This window comes from Nocardia mikamii NBRC 108933 (assembly GCF_001613505.1).
GTDB lineage: Bacteria > Actinomycetota > Actinomycetes > Mycobacteriales > Mycobacteriaceae > Nocardia > Nocardia mikamii.
This window is the reverse complement of the sequence record NZ_BDCM01000021.1, coordinates 1-25,089: the sequence shown is the minus strand read 5'-3', so window position 1 is coordinate 25,089 and position 25,089 is coordinate 1. Positions and strand designations below refer to the sequence as shown.

The 25,089-nt window shown below is 67.7% G+C and carries 25 protein-coding genes and 1 other RNA gene; 12 read left to right on the top strand and 14 right to left on the bottom strand.

Annotated elements, in window-relative coordinates:
• Window positions 1–26: 26 nt before the first annotated feature.
• Window positions 27–2,819, bottom strand: a complete 2,793-nt coding sequence (locus tag NMI01S_RS28765; RefSeq protein ID WP_245717072.1) for a type 1 periplasmic-binding domain-containing protein — start codon at window positions 2,817–2,819, stop codon at window positions 27–29.
• A gap of 224 nt (window positions 2,820–3,043) precedes the next feature.
• Window positions 3,044–3,862 carry a dienelactone hydrolase family protein gene (locus NMI01S_RS28760; RefSeq protein WP_063001897.1) on the bottom strand — a complete coding sequence of 273 codons (819 nt, stop codon included), beginning with the start codon at window positions 3,860–3,862 and terminating at the stop codon, window positions 3,044–3,046.
• 90 nt (window positions 3,863–3,952) lie between these two features.
• Here NMI01S_RS28760 and NMI01S_RS28755 point away from each other — a divergent pair, with 90 nt between their 5' ends.
• Window positions 3,953–4,924, top strand: a complete 972-nt coding sequence (locus NMI01S_RS28755; RefSeq protein WP_063001851.1) for a GlxA family transcriptional regulator — start codon at window positions 3,953–3,955, stop codon at window positions 4,922–4,924.
• A 77-nt stretch (window positions 4,925–5,001) separates the two neighbouring features.
• Complete coding sequence (locus tag NMI01S_RS28750) at window positions 5,002–5,691, top strand: DUF899 domain-containing protein (RefSeq protein WP_063001850.1); 690 nt, start codon at window positions 5,002–5,004, stop codon at window positions 5,689–5,691.
• 188 nt (window positions 5,692–5,879) lie between these two features.
• Here NMI01S_RS28750 and NMI01S_RS28745 read toward each other — a convergent pair whose 3' ends face one another.
• Window positions 5,880–6,890, bottom strand: coding sequence for a hypothetical protein (locus NMI01S_RS28745; protein ID WP_063001849.1), 1,011 nt, complete (start codon window positions 6,888–6,890; stop codon window positions 5,880–5,882).
• A 176-nt stretch (window positions 6,891–7,066) separates the two neighbouring features.
• Here NMI01S_RS28745 and NMI01S_RS28740 point away from each other — a divergent pair, with 176 nt between their 5' ends.
• Entirely contained in the window at window positions 7,067–7,465 is a 399-nt protein-coding gene (locus tag NMI01S_RS28740; protein WP_245717071.1) for an NIPSNAP family protein, read from the top strand.
• On the opposite strand, the gene ssrA is transcribed toward NMI01S_RS28740, so the two are convergent.
• Window positions 7,444–7,814, bottom strand: a transfer-messenger RNA (tmRNA) gene (gene ssrA / locus NMI01S_RS28735). The genes NMI01S_RS28740 and ssrA overlap by 22 nt on opposite strands.
• Before the next feature lie 81 nt (window positions 7,815–7,895).
• The gene (gene smpB / locus NMI01S_RS28730; protein WP_063001896.1) at window positions 7,896–8,369 is read right to left on the bottom strand and encodes an SsrA-binding protein SmpB; all 474 of its coding nucleotides are present in this window, start codon (window positions 8,367–8,369) and stop codon (window positions 7,896–7,898) included.
• Between the two features lie 339 nt (window positions 8,370–8,708).
• On the opposite strand from smpB, the gene NMI01S_RS28725 reads away from it, so the two are divergent.
• A complete protein-coding gene (locus tag NMI01S_RS28725) occupies window positions 8,709–9,077 on the top strand; it encodes a hypothetical protein (RefSeq protein ID WP_039780101.1) in 369 nt (122 codons plus the stop codon).
• A gap of 7 nt (window positions 9,078–9,084) precedes the next feature.
• On the opposite strand, the gene NMI01S_RS28720 is transcribed toward NMI01S_RS28725, so the two are convergent.
• The 3 genes from NMI01S_RS28720 to recQ all read right to left on the bottom strand — a co-directional run bounded on the left by NMI01S_RS28720 (window position 9,085) and on the right by recQ (window position 11,854).
• Window positions 9,085–9,321: a WLR motif membrane protein gene (locus NMI01S_RS28720; protein ID WP_063001848.1), complete on the bottom strand. Its 237-nt coding sequence runs from the start codon at window positions 9,319–9,321 to the stop codon at window positions 9,085–9,087.
• Window positions 9,322–9,336: 15 nt separating this feature from the next.
• On the bottom strand, window positions 9,337–9,588 hold the full coding sequence (locus NMI01S_RS28715; RefSeq protein WP_157126425.1) for an Rv3103c transmembrane domain-containing protein: 252 nt from the start codon (window positions 9,586–9,588) through the stop codon (window positions 9,337–9,339).
• Between the two features lie 145 nt (window positions 9,589–9,733).
• Window positions 9,734–11,854 carry a DNA helicase RecQ gene (recQ, locus tag NMI01S_RS28710; protein ID WP_063001846.1) on the bottom strand — a complete coding sequence of 707 codons (2,121 nt, stop codon included), beginning with the start codon at window positions 11,852–11,854 and terminating at the stop codon, window positions 9,734–9,736.
• Window positions 11,855–12,052: 198 nt separating this feature from the next.
• Here recQ and NMI01S_RS28705 point away from each other — a divergent pair, with 198 nt between their 5' ends.
• Window positions 12,053–13,603 (top strand): HD domain-containing phosphohydrolase, encoded by a 1,551-nt coding sequence (locus tag NMI01S_RS28705; RefSeq protein ID WP_063001845.1) that lies wholly within the window; start codon window positions 12,053–12,055, stop codon window positions 13,601–13,603.
• Between the two features lie 80 nt (window positions 13,604–13,683).
• A complete protein-coding gene (locus tag NMI01S_RS28700; protein WP_063001844.1) occupies window positions 13,684–14,094 on the top strand; it encodes a nuclear transport factor 2 family protein in 411 nt (136 codons plus the stop codon).
• On the opposite strand, the gene ftsX is transcribed toward NMI01S_RS28700, so the two are convergent.
• From ftsX to NMI01S_RS28675, 6 genes are all read right to left on the bottom strand, one after another.
• The gene (ftsX, locus tag NMI01S_RS28695; protein WP_036504252.1) at window positions 14,079–14,984 is read right to left on the bottom strand and encodes a permease-like cell division protein FtsX; all 906 of its coding nucleotides are present in this window, start codon (window positions 14,982–14,984) and stop codon (window positions 14,079–14,081) included. The genes NMI01S_RS28700 and ftsX overlap by 16 nt on opposite strands.
• A complete protein-coding gene (gene ftsE, locus NMI01S_RS28690) occupies window positions 14,984–15,673 on the bottom strand; it encodes a cell division ATP-binding protein FtsE (RefSeq protein ID WP_039780105.1) in 690 nt (229 codons plus the stop codon). The genes ftsX and ftsE overlap by 1 nt, the downstream gene beginning before the upstream one ends.
• Before the next feature lie 74 nt (window positions 15,674–15,747).
• Window positions 15,748–15,903, bottom strand: a complete 156-nt coding sequence (locus NMI01S_RS35140; protein ID WP_157104419.1) for an Rv3103c transmembrane domain-containing protein — start codon at window positions 15,901–15,903, stop codon at window positions 15,748–15,750.
• On the bottom strand, window positions 15,890–16,747 hold the full coding sequence (locus tag NMI01S_RS28685; RefSeq protein WP_039780106.1) for a mechanosensitive ion channel family protein: 858 nt from the start codon (window positions 16,745–16,747) through the stop codon (window positions 15,890–15,892). Before NMI01S_RS28685 ends, NMI01S_RS35140 begins: the two co-directional genes overlap by 14 nt.
• A 127-nt stretch (window positions 16,748–16,874) precedes the next feature.
• Window positions 16,875–17,987 (bottom strand): peptide chain release factor 2, encoded by a 1,113-nt coding sequence (gene prfB / locus NMI01S_RS28680; protein ID WP_036504255.1) that lies wholly within the window; start codon window positions 17,985–17,987, stop codon window positions 16,875–16,877.
• A gap of 75 nt (window positions 17,988–18,062) precedes the next feature.
• Complete coding sequence (locus NMI01S_RS28675; RefSeq protein WP_063001843.1) at window positions 18,063–18,920, bottom strand: helix-turn-helix domain-containing protein; 858 nt, start codon at window positions 18,918–18,920, stop codon at window positions 18,063–18,065.
• A 132-nt stretch (window positions 18,921–19,052) separates the two neighbouring features.
• On the opposite strand from NMI01S_RS28675, the gene NMI01S_RS28670 reads away from it, so the two are divergent.
• The 6 genes from NMI01S_RS28670 to NMI01S_RS35450 all read left to right on the top strand — a co-directional run bounded on the left by NMI01S_RS28670 (window position 19,053) and on the right by NMI01S_RS35450 (window position 24,913).
• Window positions 19,053–19,640, top strand: a complete 588-nt coding sequence (locus NMI01S_RS28670; RefSeq protein ID WP_063001842.1) for an NADPH-dependent FMN reductase — start codon at window positions 19,053–19,055, stop codon at window positions 19,638–19,640.
• A gap of 113 nt (window positions 19,641–19,753) precedes the next feature.
• Entirely contained in the window at window positions 19,754–20,560 is an 807-nt protein-coding gene (locus NMI01S_RS28665) for an SDR family oxidoreductase (protein ID WP_063001841.1), read from the top strand.
• 56 nt (window positions 20,561–20,616) lie between these two features.
• A complete protein-coding gene (gene hisN, locus NMI01S_RS28660; RefSeq protein ID WP_245717070.1) occupies window positions 20,617–21,402 on the top strand; it encodes a histidinol-phosphatase in 786 nt (261 codons plus the stop codon).
• Window positions 21,403–21,767: 365 nt separating this feature from the next.
• The gene (locus NMI01S_RS28655) at window positions 21,768–23,153 is read left to right on the top strand and encodes an acyl-CoA dehydrogenase family protein (RefSeq protein WP_084513364.1); all 1,386 of its coding nucleotides are present in this window, start codon (window positions 21,768–21,770) and stop codon (window positions 23,151–23,153) included.
• A gap of 46 nt (window positions 23,154–23,199) precedes the next feature.
• On the top strand, window positions 23,200–24,438 hold the full coding sequence (locus NMI01S_RS28650; protein WP_063001839.1) for an acyl-CoA dehydrogenase family protein: 1,239 nt from the start codon (window positions 23,200–23,202) through the stop codon (window positions 24,436–24,438).
• Between the two features lie 196 nt (window positions 24,439–24,634).
• A complete protein-coding gene (locus NMI01S_RS35450; RefSeq protein WP_167669959.1) occupies window positions 24,635–24,913 on the top strand; it encodes a hypothetical protein in 279 nt (92 codons plus the stop codon).
• The last annotated feature ends 176 nt before the right edge of the window (window positions 24,914–25,089 follow it).

Genomic DNA, 25,089 nt, shown 5'->3' with positions numbered 1-25,089 from the left:
CCTGCCGGCGATGCGGTGGTGCGGACTCAGCCCGGCCGCACCCACGTTTCGGTCTGGCTTCCGGTGCCCGGTGGGCAGCCGTTGCCGCCGTCGGGCGGCAACGGCAGTTGCAGCAAACACGCCGGCGGAGTCTCGGCGTCGTTGAGATCCGAGGTCCTCAGGATCGCGATCGTTGCGCCGCTGACCAGCCCGTGGGGGCCGTCGAAACGGAGGTTCCCCGTCACGGTGTCGGCGTCGAGTTCACCTCGGCGCAGTTCGAGCGCGATGGCGGCACGGTTGACGACCGCACCGGAATACTCCGGCCGAGCCCGGTTTCGCTTGACCGCTCCCAGGAACAGTTCGGCTACGTCGAATCCGATACCGGTGCGATCACCGGGCCAGCTCACCTGGAAATGCGGCAAGGCCCGGCGCAGATCGCGCAGCTCGGAACACAGTGTGTGCATATTCGGGCTCGCGGGCCGAACGGGTTCGCCGTCGCGAACACAGTTTCTGCCCGCCAGCAGCGCCGGCACGCCCTTGGCGACATAATGCACGGGAAATCCGGTGGGCGCCGAATTCTGGACCAGCTTGTCCGACACCGCACGGGTGGCGGTGTCGTTGGCGAGGATCGGCGGCATGTCGGCACCGCAGTGCTGGGCGACCGCACTGACGAAGGGGCCGAAATCCGGATTGCGGCCGCCGAAGAACAGCAGATCGCTCGGCCGCGTGTGGTCCGCCGGTGCGCAGGGCATCCGCCGGCTGGGGATCTGGCCCTGATCGGACCAGGGTTCGATCTCGCCGAATCGGTCCCCGAGCTCCTGCCGCAGATCGTTCTCCAACGTGCGGACGTAGATATCGGACGGGTCGTCGGAGACGTAGACGTTCACCTTGCCGTAGCGAGGGCTGCCATCGAGATTCCGCGCGCCGAGAACATACTCGGCGACCAACTTCGCCTGCATCGAATTGGGCAGCACGGGTTGGAAATACAGCGGTGAGACTTCCTCCAGCCCGTCTGCGGACAGGGTGGTCGCCATGGTGGGAACCCCGAGCTCGCCCAATCTCGCGATCGCCCTGCGCGTTTCGGCCGTACTGCGATCCAGGCCGATCACTCCGGCCACGGTCGGGTCCGAACGCACCAACCGGCCGATCTGGTGGTCGACCACCCAGGTGGCGTAGCGCATCGTCGTCCCGCCGTTGGCTATCACGACGCGCAGCAGCGGTTCGGACGCACCGCTCTGTTTGTTGGCCCAGCGCTGGCGCACCGCCAATCCGGCCAGCTCCTCGGCCTGGGCGTGGGGGTAGCGCCCGTTGCGATCGACGTAGGTCATCCCGGCGAAGTAGACCAGCGTGACGAGGGGCCGGCGCGGATTGTCGTGGCGCAAGCGGGCGGCCACCTCGTTCTGGTGGAAAACCTCGCGCTGCATCTCGCCGAGTTCCAGATCGTCGGAAAAGGTCTGTGCCGCAGAACTACTCAGTCCGACGCATTCGGTGCCGCGCACGCTGACATCCACCCCGGACCGCCACGGCGACGCGGTGCATCCGGCGACGAGCCGCGGCTGGACGACGGCCACCGCGGCCGCCACCAGGGCGACGACCGGGAGGAGCGCCACCGCGGCCACCATCGACCTGCGGGCCGCCCACGGCGGTGCGGGTGGATAAGCCAATTCGGACCGATCGAACCGCGACAGCGATGTGCTCAGCGATTCCGGAAGGGGCAGCGTGAGGTACCAGCTGTCGGTGTTGCGGTGGCGGCGGCTTTCGTCGATATCGTCGCGCCACGAGAGCAGCGGATCCTGGGTTTCGCCGTCGACCGTGACACCGAGATCGTCGAATCGCGCATCCGGGGACTCTGCCGAATGCTCGATCCGCGCCACGATCACCAGCGGATCGAAAAGCCCTGTCTCGTTGCGGATCTCGTTGAGGAATCGGATGATGCGGTCGGCGCCGTCGTCAGCGGTGACGCCGTCGAGGAGCGCGACCGGGTAGGCGGTGCGCCGCCACCCCGAAGGCCGCCACGGCGCGCGTCGATAGGCCGCCCGCAAATCCTCGAGAAACGCGTTCAGCAGCAGCTTCGCGATCTGGTCCTTGTTCTCCCGGGCGCGCATCGGCTCGGTCAGACGGACTCCGAAGCCGACGAAGCTGTGCGACAGGCCCGGAGACAGGTAGCGCTGGTGCATGAACCAGTAGCTCACCCGCGAGAGTCCCGGAATGTGCGAACTCACGAACAACCACAATCGCACCACCGGCCATACCGACACCAGCACAGTCAGGATCCGGGCGACGGTGCCACCCACCGCGCCCAGTGCGGTCGCGGAACGATCGGCCGACGCCTTTCCCCGCAGCAGCTGTGGCAGCCGTTCCCGCAGTTCATCGGAGGCGTCGGTCGCCGAACCCCGCAACCGCTGCCGGGTCAGCCAGTCGGCGGTGCGGTAGCGCGGAAACGGGATGGGCCCCATGGCCGTATCGTCACTGGCGAAGCAGGTGTAGAGGTCGTGCAGGATCGGCAGGCAGTGACCCTCCATCTCCTGATCGCCGGCGGGGGCGAAACCGGGAGTGAACATATCCGGCAGTGCGCCGGCGACGTCGATCACCGCCCGCGGCACCGCCCGCCGTCCTCCGGGCTCGGCCAGCCACTCCCCCGTGCGCGGCAGCAGACCGGTGGTGCGGTCGAATTCGGTGGTCTCCGGCGCGATCAGCCGCACGATCGGCGGCGGCAGACGCCGATTCTTCCGGCGGCGCACCAAGGTCGGCAGAATCCGCGGGCGCTCATCCGGAACGTAGACCGCCCGTAGCGCCTTCAGATACTTGCGGATATAGCGCTCGCGGTCCGCCATTGCCATCCCCGATCGTGAGTGCTCCCCATCACTTCCAGAGTTCCCGGAACTGTAACCGACTACGCGTGCGGACGCCGAATCCGGTGCGGCGGAGCGGTTTCCGGGTGCCAATCCGCTATCGGCCGGCTATTTCGCCGACCCGCGGCGGGTGCGTGCGCTCCCGGCGGCATCCGGTGAGACGGGGTCTCGGACTTCGAGCGGTCGGGTCGAGGACGGCTCCGATCGTGGATCTACTCCGTTGCCGGTGTGTGCAGGCGCGCGCTGAGGAACTCGAGAATCTCGTCGCGGGCCGCGCGAGTGGGGTGGCCCTCCTCGTCGACGAAATGCGCGGTGACGATGCTGTGCGGGGTCTGGACGATGTCGCGGAAGAACGGCGGCGGGGCCGGGTTGGCGGAATCGCCCGCCAGCACGCGGCCGTCGAAAGCGTCACCGAGCAGTGCCCGGTAGGCGGCGAAGCGGCGGCCGGTGCACCAGCGGTCGTTGTCGAAACGGTAGGCCAGGACCGTGAGCCCGTCGCGCCGGATACGGTCGCGGATCGCGGTCGCGTCCTCGTCGCTCATCTCGAGCCCGGCCGGATCGTCGAGTGGGAGCGAGGGATGATTCACCACCGGCGCGACGACGGCCGGTTCGAGGGTCATGGTGAGCGCGAAATTGCCGGTGAAACACAGCCCGAGCGCGCCGACTCCGGGGCCGCCGGATTCGTCGTGGGCCAGCCGCGCGAGTCCGCGCAGCCATCGGGTGACGGGACTGGTGCCTCCGCCCGCGAAGGCGCGGAATTCGGCACTCACGCAGGCGCGCCGCACGACTTCGGCGCCGTCGTCGACCGTCGGATAGGCACCGTCGACGCCGAACAGCGACGGCAGATAGACGGTGAACCCGGCGTCGCGGATCCAGCGCGCGAGCCGCAGAACGTCGGGGCTGATGCCCGGCATCTCCGGCATCACCACGACGGCCGGGCCGGATCCGGCCGTGTAGACGGTCTTGCTCACCCCGTCCACGTCGACGAGACGGGGTGCGAAGGCGGCGATCGGGTTGTCGTCGATAGTCATTCGGTCAGCCTCGGCCGGAATCGGCGGGAAAGCGATCGGCGGGATCGCCACATCGAGGGGTAATCTCGCCATCGGACGAAGAGGCGGGTCGTGAGCGCGTATCGGGTCGGTGTGCTGGCATATCCGGGCTGCTTCGCGTCCGAGGTGTTCGGGATTCCCGATCTGCTGACGATGGCCGCGCATGTCGCGGGTCCGGACCGCGCGGGATACGAGGTGACGGTGGTCTCGCCGCGGCGCCGAGTGGTGGCGTCCGGCGGTGTCGCACTGTCGGTGTCGCCGTTGCGGGAGGTCGACATCCTCGTGGTGCCGGGCTTCGAACTCGTTCCGGGAATCGATCCGGATGCCCGGCTGCCACCGCTCACCGCCGAGATCGCCGCGATCCGCGACCACGCCGCCGCGGGCGGCGCCGTCGTATCGATCTGTGTGGGCGCCTTCCTGCTCGCCCGGGCGGGCCTGCTCGCGGGCCGGCAGGCGACGACGGCCTGGTTGTTCGCCGACGACCTCGCGCAGCAGTATCCGGAGGCCGATATCCGGCCCGATCGACTGGTCGTCACCGACCGCGGTGTGACGACGACGGCAGCGTTCAGCGCCATGTACGACTTCGCGCTGGACTTGATCGCACGTCACAGCGGCCCGCGGGTCGCGCGGACCACTGCCCGGATCGCCCTGGTGGACGACGCCCGCTCGTCACAGACCCCGTATGTCGACGCCCACCTGCTGCCGCAACCCGGAAATATGTTCTCCCGCAAGGTGATGCGTCACCTCGACCGCAATCTCTCCACCCGCTACGACCTCACCGCACTGGCGAACACCTTCCATGTGAGCACCCGCACGCTGCTGCGGCGCTTCGCCGACGAGACCGGGCACAGCCCGCTCGACTATCTACAGTCCGCGCGCGTACGCCGCGCCCGCCATCTGCTCGAAACCACCGACCGCACGGTCGCCGACATCTGCGGCGCCGTCGGATACCGGGATGCCGGCACCTTCGCCGCCCTGTTCGCCGAACACACCGGACAGCGCCCCGGGGACTACCGCACCACCTTCCGCCGCACCCGTTCGTGAATCGACCGATGAGTTCCGGAGCGGGGTCACGTCTGTATCTACAGCTCGCAATCCGGGAGAACGGTCAGGGAGGACCCATGAGCACCACAGCACTGCCGCCCGTCGTCGACGCCGAGACCTGGCAGCGTGAACTCGACGCGCTGCGGGTACGGGAGAAGGCGGCGACTCGGGAACTCGACGCGATCGCGGCCGCGCGCCGTCGCCTGCCGATGGTCCGGATGCCCGATTACACCCTCGAGGGCGAGAACGGACCGGTCCGGCTGGCGGACGTCTTCGAGGGCAAGTCACAGCTGATCGTCTACAACCACATGTGGTTCCCGGCCGAGACGTGGCAATGCCCGGGTTGCACCGGATTCACCTCGCAATTCACCCGATTGGAGTTCCTGGACAACTGGGACGCTCGCTTCGTCATCGTCACCCAGGGACCGATCGACGAGGCACTGGCCTACAAGCGTCGCGTCGGCAACACGATGACCTGGTACTCGACCGCGAACAGCTCCTTCGGCGCGGACGTCGGCGCACCTCCCGGCGGCGGCTTCGCGGTCAACGTCTTCCTCCGCGACGGCGACACCGTCTACCGCACCTGGCACACCGACGGCCGCGGCACCGAACAGCTCGGCTACAGCTTCGCCCTGATCGACCTGCTGCCCTACGGGCGGCAGGAAGAATGGCAGGACTCCCCGGAGGGCTGGCCACAATCGCCGACCTACAGCAAATGGAGCGGATCGAAGGAGATCGCTGCCGCCTACGGAGATCCAGGGGCGTGAGCGGTCCGCGCGAACCGGCCTCCGGGACCGGCTCTCCTCGCCCGGCGCCTAGAACTCCAGGTCGGCCCAGGGAATATCTATCGCGAACGGCAGACCGGTCGTGACTGCGGGCGCCGTGTCCGGAGAGCACTCTCCGACGAGGATGTAGTTCCTGGGACGCAGCGGAGTAACTCCGTCAGGCTGTGGTGCTACAGCCGCGGCGTGCCCTGCTTGTCGCCTTCGGCGCGCACCATGTCCTCGAACCCCGACTCGTACTCCTCCTGGTAGAGCAGCCAGCAGCCGCGGATGCCGTCCAGCAGATCCTCCAGGAGGTCGACGGCCGGGCGGGCCGGATCGAGACTGGAAATGCGGAACTCGTCGGTGATCGCGGTGAGCCCCTCCTCGTCGAGTTCCTCTCCGCGCAAACGTCTTTCGATCGCCTCGGCCGCCTCCACGATCCGGGCCGGGTTGCGCACCCGGCCTTCCGCGGCGGCGAGTGCGTCGGCGATCAGGTCGACCACCACCTCGGTCGGGCTCTCACCCGCGCACAGCCGCTCCAGCACCAGCGTCGGCGTCTCCACCTGAAACGCCTCGAGGTTGTCCGCCTCCGCGACCACGTGCACGGGATGCACCTCAGCCACCTCGGCCGCGACCTGAGCGGCGAGATACAGCCAGCGTGCGGCGGCCACCGCGGCGGCGGCCGGGTCGATATCGGTGAATCGGTCGATGGAGGCGAGCGGGTCGGCGTAGAGCAGCGCATCGGCGGCGTGCACCTGCACCGGCGAGATGTCGGCCCGCGACAACTCCACCGCCTGCCGGGCCCGCCCGGACAGATCGCCCAGCTCCGCCGCCTCGATCGCCGCCTGCTCGGTGCGCACCTCGGCGACCAGGGCATCCACCAGCGTCGCGTCGCCGATCAGATGCGCCACCCGCCCGATCCGATGTGCCGCCTCCTCGATCACGCTGTAGGAGACCGCCATCATCCCGTCCGCGTCCGGCAGATTCGGTTCCCGCACGGCCGCCTCCACCTCCCGGAACCGGTTGCGCTCCTCGGCCCGATGCCACGCCACACTGTTCGGCACCTCCGGATCCCCCGCCGCCGACGCCGGATGCGTATAGGTCCGCCACTGGTACTCCGACAGCTTCGTCAGCGCCGCCGCCAACGCGAGCGCGACCTCCGCCGCCACCGTCTCCGGCAGAGTCGCGATCGTCTCGGCCACATCTCCCCGGCCGGTCCCCCAACTCGCGACAAGTGCGCCGGCCCCCTGCTCATATGCATACCGCGTCACGCTGTCAGTTCTACCCTCGTGGACAGACGCGAGCCGAAACTGCGTTCGCGACGTCCGGTGTGGGCCCCCCGTATGCCGGTTACCCCCGGGTCATGATCACCTGCGTTGTGGAATACGTGATCGATCCGGCCGGCATCGACGCCTTCGAACGCTTCGCGCGCCGCTGGATGGAACTGGTCGACGCCCACGGTGGCACCCACCACGGGTACTTCCTGCCGGGCGAAGGGGCGAGCGACAAGGCGCTGGCACTGTTCAGCTTTCCGAGCCTGGCGGCCTACGAGCAATATCGCACCCGCTTCGGTGTCGATCCCGACTTCGTCGAAGCCGATCGCATCCGAGACGACAGCGGATGCGTGCTGCGCTACGAGCGCACCTTCATGCGTCCACTGCTGCCCAACGCTTCACAACCACTGCCGAACACCGGACGGCACAGTGAGTCGGGGCATGAAAAAAGCCCCTCACCTGGGGCTCAGGTGAGGGGCCCTAGTGGAGCTGCCGGGAATTGAACCCGGGTCCTCCGCCGCTTCTTCAGGGCTTCTCCGTGTGCAGTTCGCTAGGCCTCTACTCGGATCTCCCGGTCACGCGAACAAGCCGAGATGACGATCCCAGTCGCTGTTGGTTGTCCCGTACGACTCCGCGACCGAGCCGGACGGTGAAGCTCTCTAGCTGATGCCAGTACCCGGGCCGAGAGCAAACCCGGACTGACAGACACGCTCTACTGCTTAGGCAGCGAGAGCGTAGTCGCGCTGATGAGAATCGGCGCTTATTGGGTTACAGCGACGCTTACGGTGGTCTCCTGCCTGCACCGACACGCTTCCCCTGAATCGACGTACGCAGTCGAAACCGATCAGCCCCGTAGTCAACTCAGTTGAACACCCGGCTGGTGGGCCGGGCTGTTCATATTAACATCACTTCACCTTCATGCATTCCCGCCGGTCAGCGCATGCCTTTCACACGCCGGCCGAGTTCGCGCGTCACCTCACGCTCCGCGGTGCGCTTGGCCAGGTCGTGACGCTTGTCGTAGTCCTGCTTACCCTTGGCCAGCGCCAGTTCGACCTTCACCTTGCCGTCGGTGAAGTACATCGACAGCGGGACGAGGGTCTGCGAGCTCTCCTTGGTCTTACCGGTGAGCTTGTCGATCTCGCGGCGGTGCAGCAACAATTTCCGGGTGCGGCGCGGGGCGTGGTTGGTCCAGGTGCCGTGCCCGTATTCGGGAATGTGCAGGCCACGTAGCCACACCTCACCGTCGTCGATGGTGGCGTAGGCGTCCACCAGCGACGCCTTACCCTCCCGCAGGCTCTTCACCTCGGTACCGACCAGCGCGATCCCCGCCTCGTAGGTGTCGAGGATCGTGTAGTTGTGCCGCGCCTTGCGGTTGGTGGCGATGACCTTGCGCCCCTTCTCCTTCATGAACACCTTTCCCTCGAGTCCGCGCAGCTCGGCGGCGCTCCACGCTGTCATTGTGCCTCGATGCCCGCTGAGCGTACGGACCTGTCCGGTTTACACGGCCGCCGAACAGAAGGAAAACGAAATTCCGGCCCGGAACATGCCGTGATCCGGCTCACGATCGGCCGTCATCCGGAAACCTGCCCCGGTCGCCCGGAGGCGGCGCCGCGGGAGAAAACACCGCACCGGAGGACGGCGGCTGCGGACGATTGCGGACATCCCCACCGCCGGGAACCGATTCCGTGTGCCCTCCGCCGCGCGAGCGCGCAAAATGGTTGCGTGACAACGGTACCCAGATTCAGAGTGAGCACCGCCTCGGATCGTGTACTCGACGACCCGACCGATGCGCAACTACACGACCTCCTGGCCGAGTTGGATTATCGAGAACCCCAACTCGTCGTCGAACGCCCGGGTTCGCCTGCGGCCCAACACTATCTGCGCGTCGAGATGGATCGGCGCATCGATCCCGACGACGGTCGCGGCTATATCGTCGAGTACGGCGGGGGCGGGCCCGGTATGCAGTTCCGCGCCAGCGTACGCGACACCGCGCGCTGGGGAACCCCACACTCCCCGGCCTTCGAACTCGTCGCAAAGACCGTGCAGGACTGGGCCTTTCAACGCTACGGCTGGCACGAAGCGATGATGTGGGAGCGAGTCGGCGCCGACCGCTGACGCGCGATCAGCCGCCGGGCCGGACCTGCAGGTACAGAATCAGTACGGCGATCCAGGTGAGCAGCAGCACCACGGTCGTCACCCGCGGGCGACCCAGCGGGCTCGTGTGCGGACGCAGCCACCCGGCCTCGACCGAATCCGCTCGGGTGCGGCGAGGTCCGGGTTTCGCGGCGTCCGGCGGATCGCCGCCGGGGCCGGAATCCGACGACTGATCGGAGCGGTCGTCGTGATGGTCGTGGGACATAGCGGCACGCTACCGCTATCCGCCCGGTCGCACCGCCAGATACAGCGCCAAAACGGCAATCCACACCGTAATCAGTGCCAGCGTCGACGGCCGCATACCGGTGTGGGCCCGACGCAGCCGCCGGGGCATGCTGATCCTGCCGACGGGCCGCACCTCCATCCGGGAAGGATCCGGCGTGGCGGGCACGGTCGAATCGGCGTCCGCAGCCTTGTTGTGGTTTCCCGGCAACCCGTTGCCCTCGATCACTCCGTCCTGGCCATGCGTCACGGCGACACGGTTACCCTCGCCGGGTGGAGGGATAAACGTGCAACGGCCGTCACTCCCGAGGCGGCGTGGCGGTCGACACCGGCCCGCGCGGAGACGGAAACCACCGGCCGCGCTGGTGAGCGGGCAGGCCGGCTCACCGAGCGGTTCAGTAGAAGTCTTCCGGCGGGGGCTCGAAATCGGCGTCGGGGATGTCCCAGTTCACCGAATCATCCGGGGCGCCCGGGTCCGAGGCCTCGAACCTCGAGCGCGTCACCGTGCCACGAGACGGCTCGGGGCGCGAGCGGGCACTCGATGCGGCTGCGCGAGAGGAGCCACGCTGGTCGGCCGGTCGCTCGGCTCGGTTCGGACGCGAGGCCGGCGCCTCCGGCGCACCGCCCGAGCTACCCGCATCGAATCCCGCGACCACCTCGAGGACACCCTCGCCGTACTTCGCGAGCTTGTTCTCACCGATTCCGCTGATCCCGCCGAGTTCGGCCAGGCTCGCGGGGGCCCGGCCGGCGATATCGCGCAGGGTGGCGTCGTGGAAGACGACGTAGGCGGGAACGCCCTGCTCCTTGGCGACCGAGGCGCGCCAGGTGCGGAGCTGTTCGAACAGTCCCGCCGCGGCGGGCGCCAGCTCGGCCGCCGCGAGGCGGGACGCCTTCGCCTTGGCGGCGCGCGGCGGCTTCACTCGTTCCGGCTCGCGGCGCATGAGGACCGTGCGCTTCTTGAACAGCACGTCGTCGCTGGCTTCGGTGAGGGTCAGCACACCGTATTCACCGTGCACCGCGAGCAGGCCCTGGGCGAGCAACTGGCGAATCACGCCGCGCCACTCGGTATCGCGCAGATCGGCGCCGACGCCGAAGACTTTCAACTCGTTGTGCTTGTGCTGCAACACTTTCGGATTCGACTTCCCGAGCAGGATGTCGACGATATGCCCGGCGCCGAAGCTCTGCCCGCGTTCACGTCTGAGCCGCAGCACCGTCGAGAGAACCTTCTGCGCGGCGACCGTGCCGTCCCAGGACTCCGGCGGATTCAGGCAGGTGTCGCAGTTGCCGCAGGTGTCACCGGACTGGCCGAAATAGTTGAGCAGCTGGGTGCGGCGGCACTGCACGGTCTCACACAGCGCGAGCATCGCGTCCAGATGCAGTTGCAACTGCCGCCGGTGCGCCGCGTCACCCTCGGAGGAGTCGATCATCTTGCGTTGCTGCACAACATCATTGAGGCCGTAGACCATCCAGGCGGTGGACGGCAGGCCGTCACGACCGGCGCGACCGGTCTCCTGGTAGTAGCCCTCCACCGACTTCGGCAGATCCAGATGTGCCACGAACCGCACATCGGGTTTGTCGATGCCCATGCCGAAGGCGATGGTCGCGACGACGATCAATCCGTCCTCGCGCAGGAACCTGGACTGATTGGTGGCACGGGTGCGCGCGTCCAGGCCGGCGTGATAGGGCACCGCCTCGATTCCGTTGCGGCACAGGAATTCCGCGGTGCGCTCGACCGAATTGCGGGACAGGCAGTAGACGATGCCCGCCTCCCCTGGATGTTCGGTGCGGATGAAGGACAGCAGTTGCTGATCGGCGCGATTCTTCGGTTCGATCCGGTACTGGATATTGGGCCGGTCGAAACCCGCGACGAAATGCTTCGCCCCGGTGAGGTCGAGCCGTTCGGCGATCTCGCGGCGCGTGGCCTCGGTGGCGGTGGCGGTCAACGCGATCCGCGGCACGTCCGGCCAGCGTTCGTGCAGTACCGACAGCGCCAGGTAGTCGGGACGGAAGTCGTGGCCCCACTGCGAGACACAGTGCGCCTCGTCGATGGCGAAGACCGACACCTTGCCGCGATCGAGCAAATCCGCGGTCGATTCGAGCTTCAACCGCTCCGGCGCCAGATACAACACGTCCAGCTCGCCCGCGACGAACTGCGCCTCGACCGTGCGCCGCTCGTCCGGATATTGGGTGGAGTTGAGGAAGCCGGCCCGCACCCCGAGCGCGGTCAGCGCGTCGACCTGGTCCTGCATCAGCGCGATCAACGGTGAGATGACCACACCCACCCCGGGCCGCACCAGCGCCGGAATCTGATAACACAGCGACTTGCCGCCGCCGGTGGGCATCAGAACGAGCGCGTCGCCACCGGAGACGACCTGCTCGACGATCTCGCGCTGTAATCCCCGGAAACTGTCGTACCCGAATACGCGCTGCAGAACCTGTTGCGCCGCATCGGTTTCCACAGTGCGCGACGAAGCGTCGGCCGTCTCGAGCGTCTCCGGGGAATTCACGCCAGCCATCCTACGGACCTCCACCGACGATCCGAACCCCCAATCCACAGCCGCACCCCGTCCACGAAGATCCCGCGGGGCGGCAAACCTTCGCCAACCCGATCTCCCTCGCGGCAGACGTCCACCCGACCCGAATACGAGCGCCCTCCGAGACCGCGAACCCCGCCGCAGCGAAGCGGAGGCCGAAAATACGAGCACAATTACTCCATGGACACACCGCCGGTCGGGTTGCGGCTGGCCGAGTTGGTCGCCTCGCTGTCGCTGGCCACGGATCTCGGTCTGGGGCAGCCGGAGGAGCATGTGCTGCGGCAGACGGTGATCGCCACGCGGCTGGCGAAGGCCGCCGGGTTCTCCGGCGCGGAGCAGGCGGGCGCGTTCTATGTGTCGCTGCTCGCATGGGTGGGGTGTGTCGCGGATTCGCACGAGATGGCGCACTGGTTCGGTGACGATCGGGTGATCCGCGCGGACAGCTACCGGGTCGACAAGGCCGGGCTGCCGATGATGGGGTTTCTGCTCGGCCATATCGGGCCGGGGTTGTCGCCGATACGACGGATGGCGCTGACCGGCGCCTTTCTGACCAGCGGATTCCGGGATGCGATGCATTCCTTCCTGACCCACTGTCAGACGACGGCCGATATCGCGGATCGGTTGCGGTTGCCGGACGAGGTGTGTGCCGCGCTGCCGCAGGCGTTCGAGCGTTGGGACGGCAAAGGAGTGCCGGACGGGATCGCGGGTGCGCGGATCACGCGGGTGACGCGGGTCGTGCAGATCGCCGACGACGCCGAGGTCTATTGCCGGTTCGGCGGCCCCGCGGCGGCGGTCGAGATGCTGCGTTCGCGCAGCGGCACCGAGTTCGATCCGGAGCTGGTGGCGCTGTGCGAACGACGGCCCGAGGTACTCGATGACATCGATGCCGTCGATGCCTGGAGTGCCGTCATCGACGGTTGCGCCGCGCTGGATCGCTGGGTGCCCGACGCGGAGCTGACCGAGGTGCTGGAAATCTTCGCCGACTATGCCGACCTGAAGTCGCCGTGGTTCCTGGGCCACACCCGCGCGACCGCCGCACTGGCCGGCGCCGCCGCGCGGCACTGCGGGATGGCCGGCGAGGAGGCGGCGGAGGTGACGCGAGCGGCACTGGTGTCGAGACTCGGCGTCACCGGTGTCTCCACCGGCATCTGGGACAAGGCCACCGCGCTGTCGCCGGCGGAATTCGAACGGGTCCGGATGGTTCCCTATCTCACCGAGCGGGTGTTGTCGCGGTGTGCGCGGCTGCGCAGGCTCGGCACGGTGGCGGGTCTGTGCCATGAACGGATGGACGGTTCCGGCTATCCGCGCGGCGTTTCGGGTGCGGCGATTCCGCCGTCGGCGCGGTTGATCGCGGCGGCCGACACGTTTCAGGCGCTCGGCGAGGAGCGGCCGTATCGCGCCGCGCTGGCCCTCGATCAGCGCTGCGCGATCCTGAAAGACGAGGTCGCCGCCGGTCGGCTCGACTCCGACGCGGTGCGCGCGGTTCTGGAAGCCGCCGGACAGCGGGCCCCGCGCCGCATCCGGCAGGTCGCCGGCCTGACGGCACGGGAGATCGAGGTGCTGCAACTGCTGGTGCGAGGACGGTCGAACAAACAGATCGCGGCGCAGTTGTCCATCACGCCGCGCACGGCGGGTAGCCATATCGAGCACATCTATACGAAGATCGGCGTCACCACCCGGGGCGCTGCGGCGATGTTCGCCATGCGCCACGGCCTGGTGGGCGCGGACTGAGCGCCGTTCGGCGCACACCCGTCGCCCGAGATCGGGTGTTCGCCCGATGTGCGGAAAGCCCTGCGGTCGTACAAAAAGATATGACCACGATCACATCCACCCCCACCACGGATCGACCGGTAACAGGCCGATTCCTCGACGCACTGACCGCCCGCGACTTCACCGAACTGTCGCGCTGTCTCACTCCGGACGTCCGGATGCGCGGGCTGATACCGCCGGGTCCCTTCGACACCGACACCGCCGACGCGGCGGTGAGCCGGTTCCGGCACTGGTTCGGCGGGCCGGACGCGTTCGAGGTGCTCAGCTGCGAGACCGGCCGCGTCGGCGACAAGGTGTATCTGCGGTACCTGGTCCGCATGTGGCCGATCGACACCGACGCGCCCGCGCGGATCGCGGAACAACATCTCTTCGCCGTCGCGGGCGACCGCATCGAAGCCATCGACCTGCTCTGCTCCGGCTGGAACCCGGAACGACCCTATTCGCGCACGTAGTAGCGCAGCGTGCCGTAGGCCGTCAGCGCGGCGAACACGATGCCGACGGGCACCACGGTCAGCGCCACCACCGCGATGTCGTCACCGGTGATGCGCGGGAAGACCTTCGAGGCGAACAGATCACCGAGGGCGCGGTCGATGACCAGCGGTCGCGCGACCATCAGTCCGATCACCGCCAGCACCGACCCGGCCAGCGCCGCGACCACCGCCTCGAGCAGGAACGGCAGCTGGGTGTACCAGCGCGTCGCACCGACCAGACGCATGATGCCGACTTCTTCCCGGCGGGTGAACGCCGCGATCTGCACCATATTCGCGATCAGCAGCAGGGCGGCCAGGGCCTGCAGCACGGCCAGGCCGAAGGCCGCGTTACGCAGGCCGTCGAACAGGCTCACCAGCCGGTCGACGATGTCCTTGTCGTTGCGTACGAATCCGACGCCGGGCTTGCCCTGGAAGTCCTTGAAGATGCGCGGGTACTGCGCGGCGTCGGTCATCTTGACGCGCAGCGAGGCCGGCAGCGGCGACTCGCTGACGTATTTGGCCAGCTCGGGCTGGTCCTTGAAGGTCTTCTCCTTCGCCTCGCGGACCGCCTCCTCGCGATTGAGGTACTGCACCGATTCCACGCCGGGCTCGGATTTGAGCGACGACATCAGCGCCTTGCACGGATCCTGCGAGCAGTCCGGATCGTTGGCCGAGACGTCTTCGGTCAGGTACAGCCGCACCTCGAGCCGGTCCAGGAAGTACTGCTCGGTCTTGTCGGCCATCCGGACGGCCAGCATGCCGCCGCCGAGCATGGTGAGCGAGACCGCGGTGGTGAGGATCATCGCGATGGTCATGGTGACGTTGCGGCGTAGGCCGTTGAAGACCTCACCGAACAGGAAGCTCGCGCGCATTACCGGCCCACCCCGTACACGCCGGTGGCCTCGTCGCGGACCAGTCGACCGCGATCGAGTTCGACCACGCGCCGGCGCATGGCGTCGACGATGTGATTGTCGTGGGTGGCCATCAGCACCGTGGTGCCCGTGCGGTTGATGCGTTCCAGCAACATCATGATGTCCTGACTGGTGTCGGGGTCCAGGTTGCCGGTGGGCTCGTCGGCGAGCAGCACCAGCGGCCGGTTCACGAACGCGCGCGCGATCGCGACCCGCTGCTGTTCACCGCCGGACAGCTCGGTCGGCAGGCGATCCGCCTTGCCGGACAAACCCACCAGGTCCAGCGCCTCCGGCACCGCCCGATTGATGAATTTGCGATTCTTGCCGATCACCTCGAGCGCGAACGCCACGTTCTGCTCGACCGTCTTCTGCTGCAGCAATCGGAAATCCTGGAAGACGCAGCCGATGCGCTGGCGCAGCTTGGGCACCCGCCGTCCCGGCAACCGGTCGACCCGGAAATCGGCGACATGCACTTCGCCGGTGGTCGGCTTGACCTCTTTCAGCAACAGTTGCATGAACGTCGATTTACCCGACCCGGACGGTCCGATAATGAAGACGAACTCGCCCTTGTCGACCTCGACCGAAACATTGTCCAGCGCGGGTCTCGTCGAGGTTTTATAAGACTTGGTGACGTTCCGCAGGGTGATCACGAGGTGCCAGTGTAGCCAGCGAAGTCATGGCACACTCCGGCCCACTCCACGGCATGCGACTTGTCACAGAGAGGTCAGCGGGCGGGCGCGGTCGTCAGCGCGGAACCGGAAACGGTATTCGCGATGTTGAAACCTGAATGGTCCGGCGTGGCCGGTTTCACGAACAGATACAACACGAGCGTCGCGACCCAGACACTGAGCAGGATCGCGGTCGATTTACGCGGTTTCACTCAAACCCTCCCGACGCAGCGCCGCGGCGACACGCACACGCAGCTCACGTCCGACGTCGAATTGTTTACCCGGCAGTGTGCGGGCCACCATCCGGATGTTCATCTGGTCGACGGTGAGATCTTCCAGACCCATCACCGTAGGTTCGTCCAGCAGTAGCGATTTCAGGCGGCGATCCTGAAATGCCTTGGCGCCCACTTCGTGCAGGATCTCGTTGACCTTGGTGATATCGGCGGTGGCGGGCACCGGCACATCGATCGCCGCACGAGCCCAATCCTTCGACAGATTGGTCACTTTCACGATCTGCCCGTTGGGCACCGTGATGACCTCCCCGTCGGGATTGCGCAGCGTGGTGATCCGCAGCGTGACGTCCTCCACGGTACCTTCGGCCGGCTCGGATTGCCCGGTGACCGCGATGCGCACCACATCACCGAATCCGTACTGCCGCTCGGTGATCAGGAAGAATCCGGCCAGCAGGTCCTGCACGATGCGCTGGGCGCCGAAACCGAGCGCGGCACCGAGTACCGCCGCCGGCGCGACCAGGCCGCTGAGCTGGAACCCCAAGCGCCGCAACACTTCCAGCGATACCAGGAAGTACACGATCACCAGCACGACCCAGGTGATGACCTGGGCCAGCGCGTGCCGATGTTTGGCGGCCTCGGTGCGCACCAGCGAATCGCTGCTCTGGAAGCCGGAGTCGATGCGGCGGGTGATCCGGTCGCGCACGAAGGTGGCGAAGCGGCTGAACAGCATCGCGCCCACGATCAGGAGCACGATCTCCAGCCCGCTGCCGCGCAGCCACGAGGTGAATTCCGCCCCGGTTCCGGCCGCGAGAGTCGTCGTCATCGGCGCATCCTTTCCGGTATCAACCGTGCACCGACACAAGCCGTTCTGGCGCCCGAACACACGCCAGACAGGTTACTACGACCGCACGCCGACCGATATGCCGTGATTGTGCCGTGATAGGCGAGTTTCACGCGTCCTGGCGCATCCGCCAGCGGATTCCCTCTTCGATGAAGCCGTCGATATCACCGTCGAGAACCGAGGACGGATTGTTCACCTCGAAGTTGGTGCGCAGGTCCTTGACCATCTGATACGGGTGCAGCACGTACGAGCGCATCTGATTACCCCAGGAGGCACCCTCGTTGGTCTTGAGCGCATCCATCTCGGCGCGCTCCTCCTGGCGTTTGCGCTCGAGCAGTTTCGCCTGCAACACGCGCATGGCCGAGATCTTGTTCTGCAGCTGCGACTTCTCGTTCTGGCAGGTCACCACGATGCCGGTCGGGATGTGGGTGATCCGCACCGCCGAGTCGGTGGTGTTGACGCTCTGACCACCCGGGCCCGACGAGCGGTACACGTCGACGCGGATCTCCGATTCCGGGACCTCGATATGGTCGGTGCCCTCGACCACCGGCAGCACCTCGACCTCGGCGAAGGAGGTCTGGCGCCGGCCCTGGTTGTCGAAGGGGCTGATCCGCACCAGGCGGTGGGTCCCCATCTCCACCGAGAGGGTGCCGTAGGCGTAGGGCACCTTCACCGCGAAGGTGGCGCTCTTGATGCCCGCCTCCTCGGCGTAGGAGGTGTCGTAGATCTCGACCGGGTACTTGTGGCGCTCGGCCCAGCGCACGTACATGCGCATCAGCATCTGCGCCCAGTCGGCGGCGTCCACCCCACCCGCGCCCGAGCGGATGTTGACCAGCGCCTCGCGCTTGTCGTACTCGCCCGAGAGCAGGGTGCGAACCTCCATCGCCTCGACGTCGGCGTGCAGCGCGGCGCGTTCGGCGTCGGCATCGGCCAGCGCGGACGTCCGGGCCTCGCCCTCTTCCTCTTCGGCGAGTTCGTAGAGCACCGGCAGATCGTCGAGCCGCTGCCGCAACTCGGTGACGCGGCGCAGCTCACCCTGGGCGTGCGACAGCTCGCTGGTCACCTGCTGGGCGTGTTCCTGGTTGTTCCACAGCTCCGGATCGGCGGCCTGATGTTCGAGTTCGTCGATGCGACGGCGCAGCTCGTCGACGTCGAGCACCGACTCGACAGTCTTCAACGTGGTGTCGAGTTCGGCGAGATCAGCGGAAACGTCAGGATGCACGGTTGTCCAATCTACCGCTCACGCAGGTGGCGGTGAAATGCGGCGAGGCGCCGGCAGCGCGGGCGCCGTGGCGGCTCAGCCGGATACCGCGCGCAGTCCACCCGGGCGACGGCCCAGCAGCGTGTCGAGGGCCGCGGCGGTCGCGTCGTCGGCGGGGAGCTGGACCTGGATGTACTGGTCGTCGTCGGCGGACAGGTCCAGCCGTTCGTAGGCCAGCCGCAGCGGGCCGGCCTCGGGATGGTTCATCCGGCTGATGCCGCTGGTATCGGGCAGTCCGGCGATGTCGGCGACGCGGCGGGTGAATGCGGCACCCGCCAGCAGCGTCAGCTCGTCGGCGAGCACGGCGATGGCCGGATCCGAGCGGAAGGGACCTGCCTTCAGATTCGCCACCGCGAGATCGGCACGACGGTCCCACTCCGGGTACACGACGCGGGCGCGCGGATCGGTGAACAACCAGCGCGGGTAGCCCGCGGGCAGGCCGTGGTCGAGCAAGCCGGTGCCGCCGACCAGTGCGCGGTAGCCATCAGTGCAGCTCAGGACCTCACCGAGCCGGTTGAAGACGGCCGCGGGCGCCGGGGCGAGACGGTCGAGAATCGCTTGCACCGCGGGCCGGACCGAGCGATTGGGCAGAGCACCGCCGGTGCAGCTGAATCCTGGGTCGGCCGACTTGACCAGCCGATGCAGTTGGACGCGCTCGCTCGGGCTCAGCCGGAGGGCATCGGCCAGGGCGGACAGCACACCCGTCGAGGGATGCCGGTCGCGGCCCTGTTCCAACCGGATCAGATATTCGACGCTGACGCCGGCGAGTGTCGCGAGTTCAGCGCGGCGCAGTCCCGGGGTGCGGCGGCGGGGTCCGGCCGGGAGCCCGACCTCGGCGGGGGTGACCGCCTCCCGCCGAGTACGCAGGAAAAGCCCCAGCTCGTTATCGCTCACAGATCGACGCTAACAGCGCGGGGCGCGCCGAGGGTATCCCTCTCACTACCACCCTCACAGCGGGCTCCCTGGCCTTGTGTCCGGACGGCAGAGTCGACGACAGCGAACGACGCTTTCCGAAGGAGATCCGAAATGTCCAGCAGCACACTGCGGCTCGCCGTTGTCATCGCCAGCGTCCGGGAGGGCCGGTTCGGGCCGGTGGTCGGTGAATGGTTCGCCGAACAGGCCCGGCGGCACGACGGCTTCGAGGTCGACCTGATCGACCTCGCGGAGGCCGATCTGCCCGTCGCGCTGCCCGCCGTATCACCACGGATCGAGCCGAATCCGCAGCGTCCGGCCGGAATGCTCGATCTCACGGCGCGCTTGGACGCCGCCGACGCGATGGTCGTCGTCACGCCGGATATCAACAACAGCTACCCGGCATCGATCAAAACCGCGATCGACTGGCACTACACGCAGTGGGACCGCAAGGCGATCGGATTCGTGGGCTACAGCGGTGCGAGCGGCGGGCTGAACGCCATCGCCCACCTGCGGCAGGTGTTCGCCGAACTGAACGCGCACACGATCCGCGACTACGTCTCGTTCCCTCGGTACTACCAGCAGTTCGACGCCGAGGGGCAGTGGACCGCACCGAGCGAATCCGAGGCGGCGGCAGCGGGAATGCTCGACCAATTGCACTGGTGGGCGACTGCTTTGGCTGCGGCGCGGGTCGCGGCGTGAACAACGCGGCAGGCCCGCTCAGCGGAACGCAGCGCCACACGACCGGCCCCGGCCACTAGCCTCGATTTCGAATGTCTGAGTCGTGATTTCATCCAGCCGAAACAGGAGGGTCGATGGGGACCATCGCCGTAACCGGGAGCGCGTCGGGGATCGGGGCGGCCGTCGCCGCTCACCTGGAGAAAGAAGGGCACCGGGTCATCGGTGTCGATCTGCGCGACACCGAAGTGACCGCCGACCTGGCCACGGCCGAGGGCCGGGCGCACGCGGTCGCCGAGGTCACCCGGATCAGCGCGGGCCGGCTGGACGGATTCCTGCCCTTCGCCGGGGTCGCCGCGGCGACCGGGCGTCCCGGCGGGCTCGTGGTGTCGGTGAACTACTTCGGCGCGATCGCCCTGCTGGAGGGGCTGCGGCCGCTGCTGCGCGAATCCGGCAACGCCTCGGTGGTGCTGGTGTCGTCGAATTCCACGACGACACAACCGCTCTGGCCGGTGGAGCTGGCCGACGCGTGCCTGGCCGGCGACGAGGAACGGGCCCGCGGCATCGCCGAATCGTTCGGCGACCTGGGCGCGATCCAGGCCTATCCGGCGACGAAAGCGGCCCTGGCCTGGTACGCCCGCACCAAATCGGCGGAATACATCGCCGACGGCATCCGCCTCAACGCCATCGCGCCCGGCATCATCGACACCCCGATGACCCAGGAGGGCAGCAAGGACGCGCTCACCGGCGAGGGGATGAAGCAGTTCCTCGCCATGACCCCGATCGGCCGGCCGGGACGCCCCGAGGAGATCGCCGACCTCGCGGCCTTCCTGTTGTCGGACAAGGCCGGCTTCTTCGTCGGCTCGGTGATCTTCTGCGACGGCGGTATCGATGCGGCTTTCCGCGGTAAGGATTGGCCCGCGGTCTGGAATCCGCAGCAGTAAACGGGCCGCCGCGAGGCCGAATGGCTCCGATCGGGTGCGCCGATTACGGTTGCCGTGTGAGCGATCATGCCGGCGATCTCGAACTTGCCCTGCTGTTGGCCGATGCGGCCGATGCGATCACCCGTGATCGTTTCGGCGCCCTCGACCTGAAGGTGAACAGCAAACCGGATCTGACTCCCGTCTCGGACGCGGATCTGGCGGTGGAGCGGGCGCTCCGCGAAATCCTCATCGAGCGCCGCCCGCACGACGCGGTGCTGGGTGAGGAGTTCGGCGGTGAGGCCGAGTTCATCGGCCGGCAGTGGGTGATCGATCCGATCGACGGCACCAAGAATTTCGTGCGCGGAGTTCCGGTGTGGGCCAGCCTGATCGCGCTGCTGCGGGACGGCGTTCCGGTCGTCGGCGCCGTCAGCGCGCCCGCGTTGAGCCGACGCTGGTGGGCCGCAACGGGTTCCGGCGCGTGGACCCGCTTCGAGGCCGGGGAACCGAAGCCGATCACGGTGTCCGAGGTCGGCGGATTGAATTCGGCCAGTCTCGCGATCTCCAGCCTGTCCGGCTGGCGGGACCTGGGCCTGCGTGACCAGTTGATCGAACTGACCGATCAGGTGTGGCGCACCCGCGGCTACGGCGACTTCTTCGGCTACTGCCTGCTCGCCGAGGGCGCGGTCGACATCGCCACCGAGCCGGAGGTCTCGCTGTGGGATCTGGCACCCCTCGATGTACTGGTGCGCGAGGCCGGCGGCCGCTTCACCGCCCTGGACGGGAACCCCGGACCGCATCACGGTAGCGCGGTCGCCACCAACGGGTTGCTGCACGACTCGGTACTCGCCGCGCTGCGCCCCTGAGGACGGCGGCCGGCGCATGTGCGACGCCGGCACCGTCTCGCCCTGCCGACCGCTTTTCTCCGACCACCCCCGGAATCCAGCACCCTGGGAAACCGAACGCCGCATTGCGCCGAAGCCCCGGCCGATGCGGCGTTCGCCGTTCGGCCGTTTTCGCGTTCGGCTCCGTTACACCTGGGTACTCGGTGGCCGTCCTGGTCAATTGCCCTGCTTACGCGGCGCGGTTGCCGAGGCGGCGATGGGATCGAGATCACGGCGATATCCGCAGCCTCTCGACTGCGTTCTTACTCTGGAGTAAGATAGACTTACTCGAAAGTAAGATCCTGGGACCGATCACCCGATACCCACACCCGAGAAGACTGGTGACTATGAGCACTCGAGACACCGCAACGAAGCGACGTCCGGATTCCGCTGTCGGCCTCAACCCGGTCAAGCGCGACTGGATGGGCGCGGCCATGCGGGTCATGACGACCATTACCGGTTCCGAACTGGCCGAGAAGTGCAACCTGCGCAAGCCCATCGAACGCTTGACCTACGAGGGCACGAAGACCGGCTTCCGCACGCTCGGCGCCGCGACCCGCGCATTCGGCAAGGTATCCGGTGGTGGTAAGCCGAAGCGCTTGCCCGCCAACGAGTCCCGCAGCAAGGACTACTTCGACCTCACCCCGACCGACGAGCAGCAGATGATCGTCGAGACGGTGCGCGAATTCGCCGCGGAGATCCTGCGCCCGGCGGCCTACGAGGCCGACGGCGCGGCCCAGGCGCCCAAGGATCTGCTCGAGCGCGCCGCCGAACTGGGCATCACGCTGATCAACGTGCCCGAGGAACTCGAGGGTGCCGCCACCGAGCGTGGCGCCGTCACCAACTCGCTGGTCGCCGAGGCGCTGGCGCACGGCGATATGGGCCTGGCCCTGCCGATCCTGGCCCCGTCGGGTGTGGCCGTCGCGCTGTCGCAGTGGGGTTCGGACGCGCAGCAGCAGACCTACCTGGGCGCCTTCACGGGTGAGAACGTGCCGCAGGCCTCGGTCGTGATCAGCGAGCCGCGGGCGTTGTTCGATCCGTTCGCGCTGCAGACCAAGGCCACCCGCTCCCCCAGCGGCTACCGGATCAACGGCGTCAAGAGCCTGGTTCCGGCCGCCGCCGACGCCGAGTTGTTCATCGTCGGCGCCGAAATCGACGGCCGCCCCGCGCTTTTCATCGTCGAATCGGATACGCCGGGTGTCGTGATCGAGGCCGATCCGAGCATGGGCCTGCGCGCCGCCGGCCTGGGCCGGCTGATCCTGGACAACGTCGCGGTTCCGGCCGAGGCCATCCTGGGTGACGGCGACGCCGCGCAGCGCGCCGAGGAGTACGCCGACGCCGTGCGGCTGGCCCGCCTGGGCTGGGCGTCGCTCGCGGTCGGCACCGGCCAGGCCGTGCTGGACTACGTCAAGCCGTACGTGAAGGAGCGCGAGGCGTTCGGCGAGCCGATCGCGAACCGGCAGGCGGTGGCGTTCATGGTCGCCAATATCGCCATCGAACTCGACGGCCTGCGGCTCGTGACTCTGCGGGGTGCGTCACGCGCGGAGCAGGGGCTGTCCTTCTCCCGGGAGGCGGCGCTGGCCCGCAAGTTCGCCACCGACAAGGGCATGCAGATCGGCCTGGACGGCGTGCAGCTGCTCGGCGGTCACGGCTACACCAAGGAACACCCGGTCGAGCGCTGGTACCGCGATCTGCGGGCGATCGGCGTCGCCGAAGGTGTGGTCCTGATCTGATCCGGGTCTCCTCGACCCCCTGAACCGTATTGATGGAGACATTCCGATGATCAATCTCGAACTCCCCAAGAAGCTGCGGGCCAGCGCCAACCAGGCCCATCAGGTCGCCGCCGAGATCTTCCGGCCCATCTCGCGCAAATACGACCTGGCCGAGCACGAATACCCGGTGGAGCTCGACACCATGGCCGCCATGGTGGAGGGCCTGGCCGACTCCGGCACCCAGGACATCTCCGGCGCCACCGGCGGCCGCAAGGCCAAATCCGGGGAGGAGGCCGCCGACAGCCACTCCACCGAACTGCTCGGCAACAGCAACGGCGGCAACATGTCCGCACTGCTGAACGCGCTCGAAACCTGCTGGGGCGATGTCGGTTTGATGCTGTCGATCCCCTACCAGGGACTGGGCAACGCGGCCATCGCCGCGGTCGCCACCGACGAGCAGCTGGAGCGCTTCGGCAAGGTGTGGGCGGCGATGGCCATCACCGAACCTTCCTTCGGTTCGGACTCCGCGGCCGTGTCGACCACCGCGGTGCTCGACGGTGACGAGTGGGTTCTCAACGGCACCAAGATCTTCGTGACCGCCGGCTCGCGCGCCACCCACATCGTGGTGTGGGCCTCGGTGGACAAGTCCAAGGGCCGCGCGGCGATCAAGTCGTTCGTGGTGCCGCGAGATGCCAAGGGCCTCACCGTGGCTCGCCTCGAACACAAGCTCGGCATCAAGGCCTCCGACACCGCCGAACTGCGCCTCGAGGACTGCCGCATTCCGGCCGACAACATCCTCGGCAGCCCGGAAGTCAACGTGGAGAAGGGTTTTGCCGGGGTCATGCAGACCTTCGACAACACCCGCCCGCTGGTGGCCGCCATGGCCATCGGCGTCGGCCGCGCCGCCCTCGAGGAACTGCGTACCATCCTCGAGGAGTCCGGTGTGGAGATCTCCTACGACCTCCCCGCGAACAACCAGTCCGCCGCCGCCGCGGAATTCCTTCGCATGGAATCGGATTGGGAAGCCGCCTACCTGCTCGCCCTGCGCGCGGCGTGGATGGCCGACAACAAGAAGCCCAACTCCCTCGAAGCCTCCATGTCCAAGGCCAAGGCCGGCCGCATGGGCACCGACGTGACCTTGAAGGCCGTCGAGCTCGCCGGTGCGGTCGGCTACTCGCAGCGCACCCTGCTGGAGAAGTGGAGCCGCGACTCGAAGATCCTCGACATCTTCGAAGGCACCCAGCAGATCCAGCAGCTGATCGTGGCCCGGCGCGTGCTGGAACTGAGCAGCGCGCAGCTGAAGTAGATTGCGGGACAACGGAAAACCGGTGCGGGTTCACGACCCGCACCGGTTTTTTCGTGCGTACGCTCAGGTCTTGGTCGGCGGAGGGTTGGAGCCGTTCGCGGGGGCGGTGGTGGCGAGTCGCTGCCAGGGGTGCGAGCCGGGCGGAGATATGCCGAACTGCCAGCGATCTCCCGGGCGATAGGTCGCCGGGACCGCGGTGGGCTCGCCGACGGGATTCGAATCGGCACTCGAATTCGCCGAATCGGCACCGGAATTCGCGGTCTCGCCGGAACCGGAACTGTGCGCCGAGGTCGTGCCCGATCCCTGGCCGGAAGCCGAGGTATTGCCGGAGCCGGAACCCGAGGCGTCACCGGAACCGGAACCCGAAGCATCACCGGAACCGGAACCCGAGGCATCACCGGAACCGGAACCCGAAGCATCACCGGAACCGGAACCCGATCCGTCGCCAGAACCCGAGCCCGACCCCGAACCGTGACCGGAGCCCGAACTCGAACTGTCACCGGAACCGGAGCCTGAGCCGGAGCCCTCGCCAGAACCAGAACCAGAACCAGAGCCCGAACCCTCACCAGAACCAGAGCCCGAGCCCTCGCCGGAGCCGGACCCAGAACCCTCACCAGAGCCGGACCCAGAACCCTCACCAGAGCCGGACCC